The following is a 15,193-nucleotide window of genomic DNA, read 5'->3' on the forward strand; positions in this document are numbered from 1 at the left end:
GGGTTAGTCCTTTATAAATACTTTTAGGAGAACAGCGGTTTCGCTATCTGGTTCTCGATCAAGTCCGTTGAGTTCGAACCCCGCGAGCGTCCCGCCGGACCCTGTGTCATCCGGACGGAATGTGCCGGCATACATGCCTTGCTGAAGCTGACCATCGTACTGTGCGAGGATGCTGTGGGAGGTCACATCTGGCAGGGAGATTGAGGCATTCTCCCCGTCCGGCCATGTTGCAATGGCTATGAACCTGTCTGTCTCGTGAACTTCGGTGTAGTAACTGTAGAAGCTTTCGAACGGATACCCTGGCATGTCTGTGATGGGGCCATCTGTGACGCTGTCACGGCCCGCAACATCAATCCGATATTCATGCACCATGAGGAAATCATTCGCGATCGATGGATCGACCTGAAGTTCGTCATAACTCAATGACATCGTATAGAAAATTGTCATGGCGATGGTCGCAATAAACATGACCGGTACGAGCGGCAGCATCAGATATCCTTACCTGTAAAGAGCCGATCAAGCTTTTCGCCAGCCGTCCAACCGCGGACCTCTTTGTCATGACGAGCCACGACGCGTTCAGGGGTCATATCGAGGTAATCTTCCAGCAAGGCGCGCGCGGCTTGATATACGGCAGGTCTGCGGATCGGCTTACCAATCTGATGCTCAGCCCTGAAATGGGCCATCGCACCGGAGGACTCGATCATCACAGCCTCTGAGCCGACATTATCGAGAATATACCAAAGCGCCCGATCTTCGGCTTTGAGCCACAGGAAAGCAGCTGCGGGCAGCACGCCACGGTCTTTGCGGGCATAAGTCAGCATGGCCGGGAAAGCGCTTTCCAGCCAAGCATGGCGATTTGCGATCTCCAGCATCTGAGCACCGGGCTTGCCCTGAAGAATACCGTCAATACGTGCCATAAGCCCTTCTTCGGCCAGAATGGCATCATCCATCCGACCCGCGGCACCGCGGGTGCTGTCATTGATGCCCCCAAGGTCATTCAAGAGCTCATTGCCGCCTTTGATATCGTAGAAGTAAAACAGGCACATGACAGCACAGATCGCCTTGTGGCAGGGCCGCATATTTGCGTAGCCCTTCCAGGGAGTGCGCAGCTGCCCCGCCAGAGCCTCCATCAAGGTTTCCAAAGTCAGGTCATTCCAGGACCCGCGAGACTCAAGTAGTTGGTCGGGATACTTCCACTCTCTTTCTCGGGCCGCGTTAATATGCGTCATGTCGAGGCAAAGACCATTCGCCACCAGCCATTCTTCAGGGCGCATCGCACGGTTCCAGGGGGCAGGGGAAACTGCTGCGGGAGCGAGGTGAACCAAATCACCGCAACCTTGATGTTTGGAGGGCCGCTTCTCGGTGGTCTCGATCACCCTGCGCGCCAGCGTGCCAGCAGAGACCTCCGGCATCTTCAAGGGATTCACATGGCGGGCGTTGCGCGAGGTCAGCCAATACTCGGACTGCGTCCAGATCATCTGATCCAGACTGTAGGGCGTCTTATAGACAACATCGGGCCTGAAATTCCGTCCCGCTGTGCCCGCGTAGATCATGAAGGGGAAATAGATCGGCATGGCGCAAAGGCCGGCCGCCGTCAGAACGGCACGACGCTGACCAGGATCCATATAGGCAAAGTTTCCCTGATCAAGGAACAGCTTCGCCATCTCAACGCGCGCGAAGAAGAACGGACCAGCGACCGGGACCTCCCTTAGCGAAGGGAAAACCTCTACCAGTTTCGCGAAAGGATAGACATGCAGGTAAGAGACCGCCCCTGCAAAGGCGCTGATCTCCTCCTGCATCATCGCGATTACAAGGAAAGCCAATGCGACGAGGACGACCGCAATGACAAGCATACGGCCAGCTTCCTGGTCCGGCGTTGGGGCGTTAGGGTTCTGAGACATTATCCGGCCTCGCCATTCGCCGCGGGCTCGTTGCGCGCAGCGAGATCTTGAAGGTTGATCTGCATCTGCGCGTATTGGCCGATGCGTTGGATGAATTCTGGCTCGACAGGGATATCACCAAAGGTTTCACGCATGAAATTTGTATGGGCGCTGAGCGCCGCCACATCGATCACATGCTCTTCGCCTGCGATCCGCGGGGCGACTTCCAAGGCATAGTCAAAGATGATCGCCGCAGTCAGCTCGACATCGATACGCTCTTCGGCGCCAGGAAAAGTCTTGAAGATCAAATCCCGGAGGCTCTCCTCCCCGAGCGTGTTGCCTTCATCAAGGATTCCCGGCCCGGCGATATTGAGCGTGATCCCCGCTAGACTGATGAGATCAGATGCCACATCCGCACTGCGCAGTGCAGAAACGCCTGGCGCAACGATGTCGCCGAGTTTGAAAGAGACCCCTGCGCTGTCTGCGACTTTGAGAAAGAGTTGCTGCATCTGTATGACCTTCCGGTTCTGCCCTGTTTCCTGAAGATACTATTATAGGTGCATTTTTCGCAAATGCTCTTGCCTAATTTTGTTCCTCAAAAACGGCTCCTGGGAGGCTTTTCCACATAAATCAGTCTTTCAGAGGCTCATCACGGAAGCCAGAAGAGGATAGTGTGTGGCGTAAGATGCCGCGTCAGGTTATATTTTCGCAATATACCATAGCCGCCAATCCGCCATGCCAGGAGCTCATATGTCGAACTTTCCACCCAGCGTCAGCCGCGCTCTCGTCTCAACCAGTGAATGGTTGAAGGGGCGTGAGACGTGGGTGGTCAAGGGCGCCGTGCAGCCACTGTCCCTGCGCCTGCAACAGATTTCGGTGCGCGCCTTTGAGGCAAGTCTGGACAATGACTTTCCGAAACGGGCGCGCCGCGACATCATTCAGATCGTCGCCTATCTTCCGCCGGATGTCCGCATGGGTTTTCTATTGGCCATGGCGCGCAGCAACGGTGAGGTGCTGGATGAGATCGTAGCGGGGAAATACGACAATCGCTCCGAGCCCTCGCGTTACAATATCTATGCAACCATTGGTTCTTTCGCGCGCCGCGCGCTGCTCGCTGACGTCTTCTCGGAAGACCGTATCGAGCGCATCGAGAAGATCCTCAACAACCGCGACAGAGGTCCAGAATGAAAAACTTCCCACTCTTTTCCATGACACTCACCCTGGCAGGTCTTTGCGCAGGGGCGGCGATCCCTGAAGATGGCATTGATCAGCAAAATCAGCGCTATATGGAAACCCGCGCACCGCGCATGGTGATGCCCAATCCCTATGATGATGTGATGAAGATCCAGCAGGCACAGGCTGTTGGGGAGAACGAGCTGAAGATCCGCGAGCTTTATGAGCGCAGCGCTGCACAGCCTTTTGACAGCAGCGCCCAGATGCGTGCGCAGCTTGCCTCAATCAAAGTTGCCAGTATCGACCCCGATATGCGCAATGAGCTTTTGAACCTCGATGCGGCCAAGATTGAAGTCGAGCGTATCTCCCGCGATGAAGCGAACCGGGACATGGCTGTGCCGACATTATCGATGATTGACCGTGGCGAGGAAGATTTCATCACGCCCCGCAATATCTTCCTGAAAGACTGGGAGCTGACAAGGACACCAAGCGGCGAGACCATCGTCGGTCGCGTCGGCGATCCTCTTTCAAAGCTCAACGTGCGGGTCGGCATGATCCTGGGTGAATTTGGCCGGATCATGGCGGTGCGCGACACCGAAGACGCATTTTACCTCGTTCTGGAAAGCGGTGACCGCATTCAGGGAAAACTTGAAGGATTTAGCGGATGACACCTTGCTTGCGAAAAACGAAGGCACATTATGATATGAAGAAAAGGTCCACAGATATGAAAGGCACGCGCAGACAGACACTCATGCTTCTTGCAGCTTCAATTTTCTCGGCAGGCATGGCGGCTTCTCCGCTGCAGGCAAGCGATGGGAATATGGCTGGGGTGGAGGGTCTCGGCTCGGACGCCTGGGCAGCTTTGGCAGGATCAACGCTGAAATCTACCTTGGAAGGCTGGGCGCGCATCTCTGAGCCGGAGTGGAGCGTCATTTGGGACAATCCGACGGACTACCGGATCCGGGCATCGGCAACTTTTTACGGCTCTTTCGAAGACACAGTCGGGCGCCTGGTGGATGCGGTCCACCAAAGCAACCCCGAGCTCTCTGTCACCCTCTACCGCGGCAATCGTGTCATCCACGTAGATGCGCTGACGATCACAAGCGAATAATTTGATAGGTGTTTAAAATGACCATTAAGACCTCGGCCAACGGCCTTGTAATGTTGACGGCCTGTCTGGCTGTTTCGGCCTGTTCCATGGAAGGCTCCAGTTTCGACCAGGTTGACGCCAATACGGATCGTGGTCTTGCGCGCGCAGACGGTGCGATGGACAGTTTTACCAATTCGCCGTCGGTGCGCGGGGGTGGGGCTCAGGTCTCTGATGGTGTATTTGTGGCGCCTCTGAAAGAGCGTAGCAACGCTTCCGCCCTATTGCCGGCTCATGTGCAGACCCCCAATGCTGTGGTCATGTCCTCTCGCGACCCATTGAGCCTTGTGCAGGTGGCTGAGCGTCTGACATCCATTACCGGGATCGAGCATATCGCATCCCTGGGTCCGTCGGCTGAGGATGGCGTGAACATCTCCAAGGGCAATGGCAACCGCATGCTCCGTCCCAACTACTCTGGCAAACTCTCCGAGGTTTTGGGCGAGGTCTCGACAAGCTTTGGCGTCGAGTGGAGCTATTCGGACGGTAAGATCATCTTCCGCGACTATGTCACACGCCAGTACCAGATTCCGGTAATCCCATCGACCACCAGCGGCGGTTCCAGCGTGGGCAGCGCCTCCAGCGGTTATTCCACTGACTTCTGGGGTGAATTTGAGGAATCCGTGAAGGGCATCCTTGGGGATGATGTCGTCTACAACATCAGCCGCTCCAGCGGCCTTCTGTCGGTGACAGCCAAGGTGGACTCCCATGCGGACATCCGGGCCTATGTCGACGAAATTTCCAAGAACATGACCCAGCAGATCGCCTTTGATGTGAATGTTCTGTCCGTAGTGTCCAAAGAGACGAACGGCGCCGGCTTCGATCTGGATCTGGCCATCAAGGAAGGCACCAAATCCTTTGGTGCCTTGACCACCGCCCGCGGCAGCGGCGATTCCACTGGAGGCATGAACCTGTCCATTGTGGACGGGCCGGTGGAGTTCAAGGCCTTCATGGAGGCCATTTCCACTCAGGGCAAGGCAACTATCGACACCCGTACAGGTGTGACCACGGTCAACAACCGTCCGGTGCCGGTTGAGGTGATCGACAGTGTCTCCTACATCGCATCCTATTCGGTGGAGACCGACGAGACATCCGGAGATGAGACCCGGATCCCTCAGCCTCAAACGCAAGAAGTTGGCTTCACGCTTCAGCTCTACCCGCGGATCATGAACACCAACGACATCATGGTCGAATATTCCTTGAGCCTGTCGGAGCTCCAGTCTTTGGAGACATTCGGCAGTGATGAGTCTCAGGTTCAGTTGCCTGAGGTGTCGAGCACGAAATTCTCGCAGCAGACCGTACTGCAGAATGGCAGCACGCTGATCCTTTCCGGCTTCGAGCGGAATCGGAATTCCGTCGATCGTCGCACCGGGGCCTCGGGTGGTGGGTTTCTCGGCCTGGGACGGTCGAAGCTTGCGGAGACCGAGCGGGTCACCACGGTTGTGATGATCACGCCGAGGATCCTCAAGTCCAACCGCGACATCGGAAGCGGCAAGTTCTGAGGCTGGTATGAAGTTCTTCAGCAAAAAGAAGCAGGCCGAGGCACTGGAGGAGACGGTGGGGGATGACCTCTCTGTCCATCCGGAGGATCTGTCTGATCAGCCTCCCTTCGAGGATGTCGAGGGCGGTAAGCTCGCAGGTGAGGAGCCTGTGATTGATGTTCCCAAAGGCTTTATGACCCGCATTCTTTCTCGGGTGAAGAAGACTAAATCTAAGCAGGGTGATTCAGAAACCCTCGAGACGGTTAAGGAGCTGTCGCTGAGTCTTGATAGGAATGCGAAAAAGGAACCTTCTGGTTCGAAGCTCGATGGCCTCAAGGAAAAGATCAACGCCCTCTTGGGGAAGGGGTCTGCCAAAAAAGGGCCTGCGGAGCGCGCGACGCGCGATGGTTCCGGCTTGGCGGAGATCGAGACGGGCAACGCGCCTGATTATGAGTTTGATAACTACCAGACGCTGAAGATCGGCAAGAAGAATGTCGTTCTCAACATGCTGTGGGATTCCACGCGGCCAAGTGAATCGATAAAGACACAGGCGAAGGCCGTATCGAGCGAAGAGGCATATTATTCCCTGGCCGCAAACTTCCGGGATGCCAACCAGCTGGGCTTTTCAGATGGGTCCAACGCGATCAAGCCTGGCTTCAAGGCGGGTGTTACCTGCTTTAATCCAGAGCAGATGGGCGACTCCTGGGTTGCTGCGTTCCGCATTGGCGAGAATGCGGATATCTGGTGGATTGTCGCCCTTCGTAACGGCCAGGTCTATGAAGACCAGCTTCTGCGTGATGAAGATGAAGCGCGGATGCTGTTTCTTGAAAACATGCAGGCGCCAGACTGGCAACGCCGCATCGCTCCCGATTACTGGGAGATCGGTGGCACTGAGGATTACCGCATTCAAGATGCGCTGGCGCCATCCTTCGGCATCGCTCTGAAGCCTGTAAACCCGGTCAAAACCTATTTGCCGCGCTTGATCGTTGCAGGTGTCCTCGTGGTGGTGGGGATCGTGGCGCACAGCATGTATCAGTCTCACCTCGAGACCCAAGCTGAGCAAGAACGTCTGCTTGAACAGCAGCGCGATGCTTCCGTTCGGATTTCCCCTTCGGACTACCCCTGGTTCGACTCCCCATCGGTTTTGGGCTTCATCAATGACTGCACGCCGGTCATCGAAGGGGCGATGCGTTTTATTCCCGGATGGCGACAGGACGTAATCTCTTGCACTTTCCACGCAGATAAGAAGGCTGCGCGGGTTGCGACCTCATGGACGAATGTTGGCGGAACTGTGCCGTGGTTGACAGCGAACTTCGATCCTAACGAGCCCCCGCCAAACATCGATGCCAACGGGACGTCGGCGACATACGGCAATTCGATCTTGTTTGACGTCAAAACTGAAGTTCTGCCCGAACCCTGGGAGGGCGCGCGCATCGAGTCTGTTCTCCGTCGCCGCTTGCAAACGACCGGTGCAAAGGTGGAGCTGACAGCGTCAGTCCAGCGGATCACGCCGGAGCAGCGCGTGAAGTTGCGGGAGCCGGTCTTTAACTTCCACCAGGTGAGCTTTCAGACCAGCGGGGCGATCGAGGATTACTTGAGGCTCTTTAGCGATATCCCGGCGCGCGTGCCTGTGGATGCCGTCTACAACATCAAATCACGGGTCTGGAACATCTCATTCCGCATCTACCACCCGGCAGTTTTGCCCATGTGATGGCACCATCCAACTTTGAGGAAACAACAATGACTACGAAAAAGAATATCAGCATCGCACTGGCAGCCGTGATCCTTGGTCAGATGGCGCTCCCTGTGGTCGCACAGGAAGGCAATGTGCTGACCCGTACCGTAGATCGGCTGCCGGTCAACGCAGGTAGCAAAGCCGCCAACGACGCGACCGGCGAACAGACCTTTCAAACCACTGTGAATAACGGAGCTGACGCGGGCGTTGATGCGGCTGCTGTGGTGAGCTTCAGCGAAGAGGACATCGCTGAAGCGATCGAGAATGGCGCCGACGTCGTTATCAGTGCTGACGGCACCCCCGGGGAGCCTGCTGAGGAAGATTTTGTGCAAGAGCGCATCTACGAAATAGACGGGGATCCAATCACGGATGCGGCGACCATGCTCCTCGACGACAGCGGTGTTATCGGCCGTCAGCGGGCGGTGGCGGAATCCATCATGATGATGGATGAGCAGATCAAGCATCAAAGGAAAATCGAAGAAGCTCTGACCGCCCTTGGTCCGGATACGCCGATCGAAGTTTCGCCGGGCGTCTTTAAAACATTCGATGACACGCCCGCGGCGATCCGCGCGCGTATCGCGTACATCGAGCTGCAACAGCGGCTCGCCGAGGCGTTGAACAGTGGCGCCACGGTAGACACCACAGGCGGTGTGGATCCCATGCAAAATGAGGTCGCAAGCCTTCCTGTGCGCGATGATGGGACAGGATACCAGGATCCTGACGCTGACGCACCAGTGGCCAATACGCAAGACACCCCTGATATCGAGGGTCGCCTGGGCACCCTGCTGCAGGAGGCCGAGGCCCGTCTTGAACAGCGTGAGGCTGAAATCCTTGGTGCTGTTGAGATTGCCAAGCGTGCTGCTGAAGCAGAAGCGGCGGCAGAAGCGGAGGCTGACGCCGAGAAGGCAGGAAGCCTGGACCAAGTGTCGGTGCGTGAGATCTATGGCTCCCACGGCGTCTTCACCTCAGTGATCGATGTCGCGGGCGACCGCCAGGTAATCAAAATTGGCGACAGGATCGTCAACGGCTACACGGTCAAACGCATTGCCTCAGATTTCGTGGAAGTCACAAAAGATGGACAATCCACAAGACTTTCCCTGTGACCCCCTCAGAGTTCGGCTTTCGCTGACATAGTGTGTGTAGACATGCGAAAAAAACAGGATAACAAAAGATGGCAGTGATGAACAAACCCACGGTGTCGCCTAAAAAAGGGGGCACCGGCGCCCAGGGCGGTAGTGGAGGTAGCCTCAAGCCTGGCGGGGATGATGGTTTCTTCACGGGCATGAGTGAGGATGATCGCAAAGAATACCTCATGAATATGACGGATGCTGCCTTGTTGACGGGTGAAGTCGGTGAGATTGATGTCACCGAAGACGACCGTCGCCGTATCGCTGTCTTCTCGAATGGCGTCTGCGCCATTGCCACGAACTCGCGTTGGTCTCCTGATGTCAAAGCGGTCCTGGTCAAAGCCAAGCGGGCCAATGTCGAGCCGCGATATTTCCTCGAGGTCGATACGGCCTTCATGGTCAATCTCTATGAGGCTTTCGACAAAAGCTACGGCATGGACGAGGTTGAGAGTGATGTGCCCGAAGTCGAGCGCCAGCGGAAGCTGAAGGACCTTATTGCTCTCGCTGCCAGCCGGAAGGCGTCGGATATCCACATGAGGGTACTGCGCCGCTATACCGAGGTGAAGATCCGCGTGTTCGGCCGTGTGCAGGAAATCGGTTCGATGCCGCCTGATGAAGGCATGGCAGTCATGCAGGCCGCATTCTCGGTCGCCTCTGACGTCGGCGAAAACTCATCTGTCATGTCTTTCCAGCAGGGCGCTCTGAATATGAAGTCGGGCGTTCTTCCGCCCGGGGTCGATATGTTGCGTCTGCAGTATTCCCCGACATCCGAGAACCGCGGTGCGCTTGTCGCACGTCTGAAGTTCTCGACGCCGGCCAATGAGGTCGAGATTGATACGCTGGGCTACAATGATGACCAGATCAAGGACATCATCTCTTTCCGCCGCCGGACCAATGGTCTCTATATTCTTGCCGGGAAGGTGTCCTCGGGTAAGACGACGACTTTGCAGCGTACATTGAACAAGATGTACCTTGAGAAAAACAAAGAAATCTCGATGTTCACCATTGAAGAACCGGTTGAGCTCGAGCTGCCCGGCGCGATTCAGTGTCCGGTGAAGAAGAAGCCCGACGGCACTGATGGTTTCGTCGAAGCGATGAAATCCGCTTTGCGTTCGGACCCGAACATCATTGTTGTGGGGGAAATTCGAAGCAAGGAAACCGCCTATCTCGCCATTCAGGCGGTGATGACCGGCCACGCGCTTTGGTCGACAGTTCACGCCGGCTACGCCCTCGGCATTCTCGACCGCCTGACCGACCTTGGGGTCGAGAGCTGGAAGCTGGAAGACCCGGGCATTGTTCGCGGTCTGATCTATCAGCGTCTTTGTGGTGTGATCTGTAAGAACTGCCGCACCACCATGGAAGAGGCGCTCGAGAAGGGACGCGTGTCCAACGAGCTGGTCGAGCAAATGGTCCACATTTTCGGCAAGGGGCCCGACGAGCTCTACGCCCGCGGCAAGGGCTGCAGCGAATGCAAGCTGGGTCTCGCCAGCCGGACTGTTGTGGCTGAAACCGTGCCAACCGATCCGGAGCTGCTGAGCCTCTATTCCAAAGGCATGCGCCGCGAGATGTTCCAATATTGGGTCAAGCCGGTGGAGGAGGGGGGTCTCGGCGGCCGTCCGGTCATGCACCACGCGTTGACGAAGGTTGGGGCCGGCTTGCTGGACATCGATGAGGTCGAAGAAGAAGTCGATCTCGTATCCGAATACATCAAGAACTTCTCCAACCTCATTCCGCGTTTGCGGGAGGATGTGGCTGAGCTCGAAGCAACACTGGAATAAGGGGAAGCAGGATGGCAAAATATGGTCACAGCGCTTTTGAGAAGAAGTTCGCGAAGATGTTCTTCGGATTCGACAAGCGCCTCAAATTCTACCAGCAGATGGGAGCTTTGACCCGTACTGGTATGCCAAAAACCGATGCTTTGCAGATGATCTACATCGTTGCTTCCAAGGAAGGAAAGAAGAAGAACGAAACACTTGCGGTTGTCGTGGCCGATATTATTGCCGGCATGGTCAACGGTGAAGGCTTTGGCCAAGCAATCAAACCCTGGGTGCCAATTGATGATGTTATGGTGCTTGAGGCGATCGAGAGCTCTGATGACTTTCCGAGGTTCATTGATGAATATTGTGAAATGCTGGTTGGCAAGGCGAAGATCATGTCGACCATCAAAGGCGGTCTCACCTATCCGGTCGTTTTGCTTTCGGCAATCTATGGCCTGATGTTCTACTTTGGCAAATCCGTGACCCCGAAGATCGAGCCATTGCTTGCGATGGAATACTGGGTGGGACCTGCAGCCTTTCTGGCCTTCCTCAACAGGTTTGCCGAGAACCTGGCCTTCCCGATCACAATGACGATCTTCATCACACTGACGCTGGTGATCCTGTCCTTGAAGCGGTGGATCCGTTTTGGCCGCGTCTACGCTGACAAACTACCGATCTATTCCACCTACCGTATGTATACAGGCATTTCGTTCATGACGTCGGTCGCGGCACTGACCCAGGGCGGCATGCCAGTGATTGGCGCCGTAGAGAAGGTCATGCCCTTGTCGCAGCCCTATGTGAAGTACCGTTTGAAGCTGGTGTATCGTCACATGTTGAATGGCGAAAACTTTGGTGCTGCACTTTATCGCACAGGCACTGGTTGGCCAGATCAGGAATTGAATCTGTCCCTGAAGATTTTTGCCGAGACTGCCGACCTTTCCCAGCAGCTCTCGCGGCTGGCCAAGGACTCGCTCATTACGTCCCAGCAGAAGATTGAAGCCTCGATGGGTGTCCTGAGATCCGTCACCATGTGTATCGTCTTTGCCGTCATTCTCGGGATCGTGGGTGGCATGTATGGCCTGCAGGATCTGATCGCGCAGAAACTTCAGTAAGAGAAGTCCAAATAGAAGTAGAAAGGCCCGGTCATTTGACCGGGTCTTTTGCGTTTCAGGATGCGTTAAAACTTAACTAATACCCGCTAAAACACCGTTATCCTTCATAAAAAATAATGAACATCTTTATGGATCAAGTTTCAGAACTTCGAAAAACAAAGAATGTTCCGCTAAATTGCGAAAAAAGACGCGATTCAGACCGAATAATGAGTTTTCCACAATGCCGACCGGTCGCACGCGTTGCGAAAAATGAAGCTGGTGAGGTAATTTGAACTTGTCCCAACGTGGTGCGGGAAACAGCGCCACAAAAAAGCAACGGCCGGAATAGGCCTTTAAAGAAAGACAAGACACAATGAAAAAGCTCTCCACTCTGTCGACCGCAGCACGCAAGCGCGGCATCTCCCTGATCGAAGCGGTTCTGTACCTCGTCATCGCCCTGGCCGTGATCGTCGGCGGTATCGTGTTCTTCCAGCAGGCTCAGCTGTCCAACCAGGTGACTGACACTGCACGTGCCGGCGTCGGCATCTCCAGCCAGGTCCGCGGCCTGTACCAGAGCCAGCGTTCGTTTGGTGAAGCAGAACTGACAGGCGCCGTTCTGGCTTCCGGCTCGGTTCCTTCGAACTTCCAGAGCGACACCGGCATCGTTCACCCCTTCGGTGGTGATGTGACTGTGAACGGCAACGGCGGCGGCTTCGCAATGACCTTCGTTGATATGTCCGAAGCAGCCTGTCTGCGTCTGGCGACCGTTGGTGAAGGTGGCGAAGGCCCCCTCGGTACCGGCATCGAAGGCCTGACCATTGCTGACGACAACTCGGCGATCGCTTACTCGGAGACCACACCTGCTGCACCGGGTCAGGTTGCTCCCGTGACCGCCGCTGATGCAGCTGCGAACTGCGCCGACGACGTCGATGTCACCGTGTTCTACACACGCTAATCGATCCTTCAGGGCAACCTGAAGACCGAGGCGCCCACCCGAGAAATCGGGTGGGCGTTTTCATTTGCGAAAACAGAAGTTCTACTAAAAGCTGTGCTACGTGTCTTGATGCATCTCGATGTCTGGGCAGTTCAGCCGTGTTATTATTTTGCGATACCTAAAAAGCGGTGGAGTGCTGGCGACAGGCGTTCGGGCCTGTACCGACCACAGAAAATGGCGCGGTCGCCTTTTTCATGTGGATAAGGAATGAAATGAGTAATCTGCGAAAAGCAAGAGTATCGGAATTTCCACCCGCTTGTGCGATGATCGACCGAGAAATCATTAATCCGAGGATCTGCCATGTGGCGCGATAATAAAAAGACAAGGACCGGCGGCCTGCAGGGAGTGATACCAGCAATGGTGGCTGTCATGCTTGCATTGGCGTTCGTTGCGATGCCGGGCGCCGCGGCGGCCGCACCCCCAACCACGACCTCGCTTTGGGACTTCTTTGGGGATGGCCTCGGCGATCCTTACAGTTCGGTTTTCCTGAATCAGATGTTCGGGCCGCTCTTCCCGTCGGTTACGGGACCAGGGAATCCAAGCATTTTTGCGAACATCATCTCATACTTCAATGTGATCGTTCTACTCATTGGTGGTCTGATGTTCTTCTACAACGTCACGATCGGTGTGATGCAGTCAGCACATGAGGGCTCTGTTTTGGGGCAGCGCTGGTCGTCGCTTTGGGCGCCTCTGCGTCTTGTATTCGCCGTTGGTATGCTGGTTCCGGTCAATGATGGGTACAACCTGGCTCAGTCCGGCGTAGCCTATGTGGTTCAGGGTTCTACCAAGATGGCTTCTGCAATCTGGGGTGCCACTGCCTCTCAGGTTATTTCGGGAGACCTTCCAATCGCGGCGCCCGTCGTGAATTTTGATCCCGAGGTCATGGCCACACTCTTTGATCAGGCAGCATGTGTATCGACGCTTAAACGTCAGGTGCAGGGGGCGAACGCCAATGCGGATGTGGTTCGCATCTCATCAGAGAATAGCCACTTCATAACCAGTACAACAGCCATCAACAATGGCACAGCGGTGGTGGATAGGGGGCTTTGCGGTTCCTGGACGACACCGAACACACCTGAATATCTGCTCAAGATTGTGAATGCAGCGGATACGCCACAGACCGCGGTCCAAAATGCGAATATGTCGACAGCGAAAGCGAATGAGCTGATCACGGACTTTCGGAACGGGCATAAGGCGATCCTTGAGAATGCCTACAACGGCATGCTGGCGATCACTGAAGCAAATTACAATCAGATCGCCACGAGTGATGTCCCACCTGCTTCGATTGGACCGGCGATTGCAACTGTACACGACGCTGCAAACAACGAGCTCTCCACACTGGTGAACAACATCCGCGCCAAAGCCACATCGGACGAGTTTGGCGTAAGCCGCGCCCGTGACAGCTTGCTGCGTCGCATCAACGGGGGTGATGGTTGTTTCTCCGAGACAGGCATTTCCGGTGCCCAGGAGGGTCGTGAAGCCATGGTTGGTTGTTACGGTGAAGGCTGGATGGGTGCTGGATCCTGGTACATCTTGATGGCCAAGCTTAACAATGAGCTCTCAAGTCTATCAGAAGCCGCACCGAATGCGGTGAAGCCGGGCTATCTCAGTGTTCTTGCCAATGGCAACTCCGCGTCGGACATCTATCACGCCGCGAATGGGTCGGGTTTCTGGCGCCGTAATTTCACTTCTGGTGATACTGCGGGCTTGCCGTCCAGAGAAGAAACTCTGGCGATCCTCGGCAAATACGGTGACCTCTTCCAGACCTCTTCCCTGGAGCTGGCATCGTTTGACTACAAGATCCCGACATCGATGATGGCAGACATCTCTGCTGATGCTGATGGCAGCAGCGCAAGCTTCTGGGATAAGATTGTCGGCGGTACGCTAAACTCTATGACTGAGGGGTTCATGAACGCCTTCGACCCTGGTGCAGGAGGTTCTGACCCAATGGTTGGATTGATTGGCTTGGGCCACAATCTGATCCATGCGGGCTCAGCCATTCTGGTTGCGACCGCAGCCACGGGCTTCTTTACAGGTGGGGGCGCGGCTGTAGCTCTCCTGCCTGTCTACTCGATCTTGCTGTCGGCTGGTGTATCGCTGAGCTTCATCTTGCCAATTATGCCTTTCTTGTACTGGGTGCTGGCGATCTCCGGTTATTTCCTGCTGATCACCGAGGCGATCGTTGCGGTAAACCTCTGGGCCTTGTCGCATCTGCGCATGGATGGGGAGGGGATCTCCGGTGAAGCCGGCAAGCAAGGCTGGCTGATGGTTCTGTCGCTCTTCATGACGCCGACACTCATGGTCCTTGGTTTCATTGTAGGCATGCTGATTTTCCGGATTGTATCGGATCTCATCTCGGCAGGCCTCTTCTACGCCACATCAAGCATCGTCGGAACAAGCCCTATCATCTGGCTCTTCGGCACCATCGGCTACACAATCCTTACTGTGACAGCCTACGGACTTTTGCTGGAGCGCAGTTTCTCTCTGGTATCGGAATTCCCGAACCGCGTAATGCGCTGGATGGGTTCTGAAGTTCAGATCGGCGGCGGCGAAGGCATGGTCAAAGGTGCAGCTGCAGCTGGTGCAGTCGGCGTCAACACCGTGGGCAACCAGCTCGAGCAGGGCATGGGCAAGGTTGGCGCAAACGGCAAGTTCGTGAAGGGCTCAGGCCTTGGTGGCAAGCTTCGCGTCAAGGGCGAGCAGTGGCGCGCAAAGAAGGGCGTGTCCAAAGGGTCCTGACCTTCCTCGCTACAATAGAATTAGAAAGGCCCCGGCAGCGCCGGGGCCTTTTCCTTTGAGACCGACATTTGT

General features: G+C 55.7%; 13 protein-coding genes. 10 read left to right on the forward strand and 3 right to left on the reverse strand.

Translation table 11 applies throughout. The annotated features are described in order from the left end of the window. Positions 1-3: 3 nt before the first annotated feature. From ACGYLO_RS18565 to ACGYLO_RS18575, 3 genes are read right to left on the reverse strand one after another with little or no spacing between them, the layout of a single operon-like run. Positions 4-489, reverse strand: a complete 486-nt coding sequence (locus ACGYLO_RS18565) for a hypothetical protein (RefSeq protein WP_394377145.1) — start codon at positions 487-489, stop codon at positions 4-6. Continuing rightward, positions 489-1,853 (reverse strand): hypothetical protein, encoded by a 1,365-nt coding sequence (locus tag ACGYLO_RS18570; protein WP_394377146.1) that lies wholly within the window; start codon positions 1,851-1,853, stop codon positions 489-491. Before ACGYLO_RS18570 ends, ACGYLO_RS18565 begins: the two co-directional genes overlap by 1 nt. A 47-nt stretch (positions 1,854-1,900) precedes the next feature. Beyond that, positions 1,901-2,389: a hypothetical protein gene (locus ACGYLO_RS18575; RefSeq protein ID WP_394377147.1), complete on the reverse strand. Its 489-nt coding sequence runs from the start codon at positions 2,387-2,389 to the stop codon at positions 1,901-1,903. 241 nt (positions 2,390-2,630) lie between these two features. On the opposite strand from ACGYLO_RS18575, the gene ACGYLO_RS18580 reads away from it, so the two are divergent. From ACGYLO_RS18580 to ACGYLO_RS18625, 10 genes are all read left to right on the forward strand, one after another. Further along, positions 2,631-3,068, forward strand: coding sequence for a hypothetical protein (locus ACGYLO_RS18580; protein WP_394377148.1), 438 nt, complete (start codon positions 2,631-2,633; stop codon positions 3,066-3,068). Continuing rightward, positions 3,065-3,721, forward strand: coding sequence for a hypothetical protein (locus tag ACGYLO_RS18585; RefSeq protein ID WP_394377149.1), 657 nt, complete (start codon positions 3,065-3,067; stop codon positions 3,719-3,721). Before ACGYLO_RS18580 ends, ACGYLO_RS18585 begins: the two co-directional genes overlap by 4 nt. 56 nt (positions 3,722-3,777) lie before the next feature. Next, complete coding sequence (locus ACGYLO_RS18590; RefSeq protein WP_394377150.1) at positions 3,778-4,164, forward strand: toxin co-regulated pilus biosynthesis Q family protein; 387 nt, start codon at positions 3,778-3,780, stop codon at positions 4,162-4,164. 17 nt (positions 4,165-4,181) lie between these two features. Further along, positions 4,182-5,699, forward strand: coding sequence for a hypothetical protein (locus ACGYLO_RS18595; RefSeq protein ID WP_394377151.1), 1,518 nt, complete (start codon positions 4,182-4,184; stop codon positions 5,697-5,699). Between the two features lie 7 nt (positions 5,700-5,706). Next, positions 5,707-7,389 (forward strand): type 4b pilus protein PilO2, encoded by a 1,683-nt coding sequence (pilO2, locus tag ACGYLO_RS18600; protein ID WP_394377152.1) that lies wholly within the window; start codon positions 5,707-5,709, stop codon positions 7,387-7,389. A gap of 29 nt (positions 7,390-7,418) precedes the next feature. Beyond that, positions 7,419-8,516 carry a hypothetical protein gene (locus tag ACGYLO_RS18605; RefSeq protein ID WP_394377153.1) on the forward strand — a complete coding sequence of 366 codons (1,098 nt, stop codon included), beginning with the start codon at positions 7,419-7,421 and terminating at the stop codon, positions 8,514-8,516. A gap of 77 nt (positions 8,517-8,593) precedes the next feature. Next, a complete protein-coding gene (locus ACGYLO_RS18610) occupies positions 8,594-10,318 on the forward strand; it encodes a GspE/PulE family protein (protein ID WP_394377154.1) in 1,725 nt (574 codons plus the stop codon). 11 nt (positions 10,319-10,329) lie between these two features. Next, the gene (locus ACGYLO_RS18615) at positions 10,330-11,409 is read left to right on the forward strand and encodes a type II secretion system F family protein (RefSeq protein WP_394377155.1); all 1,080 of its coding nucleotides are present in this window, start codon (positions 10,330-10,332) and stop codon (positions 11,407-11,409) included. 352 nt (positions 11,410-11,761) lie between these two features. Next, positions 11,762-12,343: a type 4 pilus major pilin gene (locus ACGYLO_RS18620; protein ID WP_394377156.1), complete on the forward strand. Its 582-nt coding sequence runs from the start codon at positions 11,762-11,764 to the stop codon at positions 12,341-12,343. A 339-nt stretch (positions 12,344-12,682) separates the two neighbouring features. Continuing rightward, a complete protein-coding gene (locus tag ACGYLO_RS18625; protein ID WP_394377157.1) occupies positions 12,683-15,121 on the forward strand; it encodes a DotA/TraY family protein in 2,439 nt (812 codons plus the stop codon). The last annotated feature ends 72 nt before the right edge of the window (positions 15,122-15,193 follow it).

Origin of the sequence: Sulfitobacter sp. 1A13353, assembly GCF_043557255.1 — a bacterium.
Taxonomy (GTDB): domain Bacteria; phylum Pseudomonadota; class Alphaproteobacteria; order Rhodobacterales; family Rhodobacteraceae; genus Sulfitobacter; species Sulfitobacter faviae.

Excerpts from the sequence above, each read along its gene's own strand:
- ACGYLO_RS18570 (WP_394377146.1), bottom strand. The coding sequence starts at position 1,853 with ATGCTTGTCATTGCGGTCGTCCTCGTCGCATTGGCTTTCCTTGTAATC.
- pilO2 (WP_394377152.1), top strand. The coding sequence starts at position 5,707 with ATGAAGTTCTTCAGCAAAAAGAAGCAGGCCGAGGCACTGGAGGAGACG.
- ACGYLO_RS18590 (WP_394377150.1), top strand. The coding sequence starts at position 3,778 with ATGAAAGGCACGCGCAGACAGACACTCATGCTTCTTGCAGCTTCAATT.
- ACGYLO_RS18615 (WP_394377155.1), top strand. The coding sequence starts at position 10,330 with ATGGCAAAATATGGTCACAGCGCTTTTGAGAAGAAGTTCGCGAAGATG.
- ACGYLO_RS18620 (WP_394377156.1), top strand. The coding sequence starts at position 11,762 with ATGAAAAAGCTCTCCACTCTGTCGACCGCAGCACGCAAGCGCGGCATC.
- ACGYLO_RS18610 (WP_394377154.1), top strand. The coding sequence starts at position 8,594 with ATGAACAAACCCACGGTGTCGCCTAAAAAAGGGGGCACCGGCGCCCAG.
- ACGYLO_RS18575 (WP_394377147.1), bottom strand. The coding sequence starts at position 2,389 with ATGCAGCAACTCTTTCTCAAAGTCGCAGACAGCGCAGGGGTCTCTTTC.
- ACGYLO_RS18580 (WP_394377148.1), top strand. The coding sequence starts at position 2,631 with ATGTCGAACTTTCCACCCAGCGTCAGCCGCGCTCTCGTCTCAACCAGT.
- ACGYLO_RS18625 (WP_394377157.1), top strand. The coding sequence starts at position 12,683 with ATGTGGCGCGATAATAAAAAGACAAGGACCGGCGGCCTGCAGGGAGTG.
- ACGYLO_RS18585 (WP_394377149.1), top strand. The coding sequence starts at position 3,065 with ATGAAAAACTTCCCACTCTTTTCCATGACACTCACCCTGGCAGGTCTT.
- ACGYLO_RS18595 (WP_394377151.1), top strand. The coding sequence starts at position 4,182 with ATGACCATTAAGACCTCGGCCAACGGCCTTGTAATGTTGACGGCCTGT.
- ACGYLO_RS18605 (WP_394377153.1), top strand. The coding sequence starts at position 7,419 with ATGACTACGAAAAAGAATATCAGCATCGCACTGGCAGCCGTGATCCTT.
- ACGYLO_RS18565 (WP_394377145.1), bottom strand. The coding sequence starts at position 489 with ATGCTGCCGCTCGTACCGGTCATGTTTATTGCGACCATCGCCATGACA.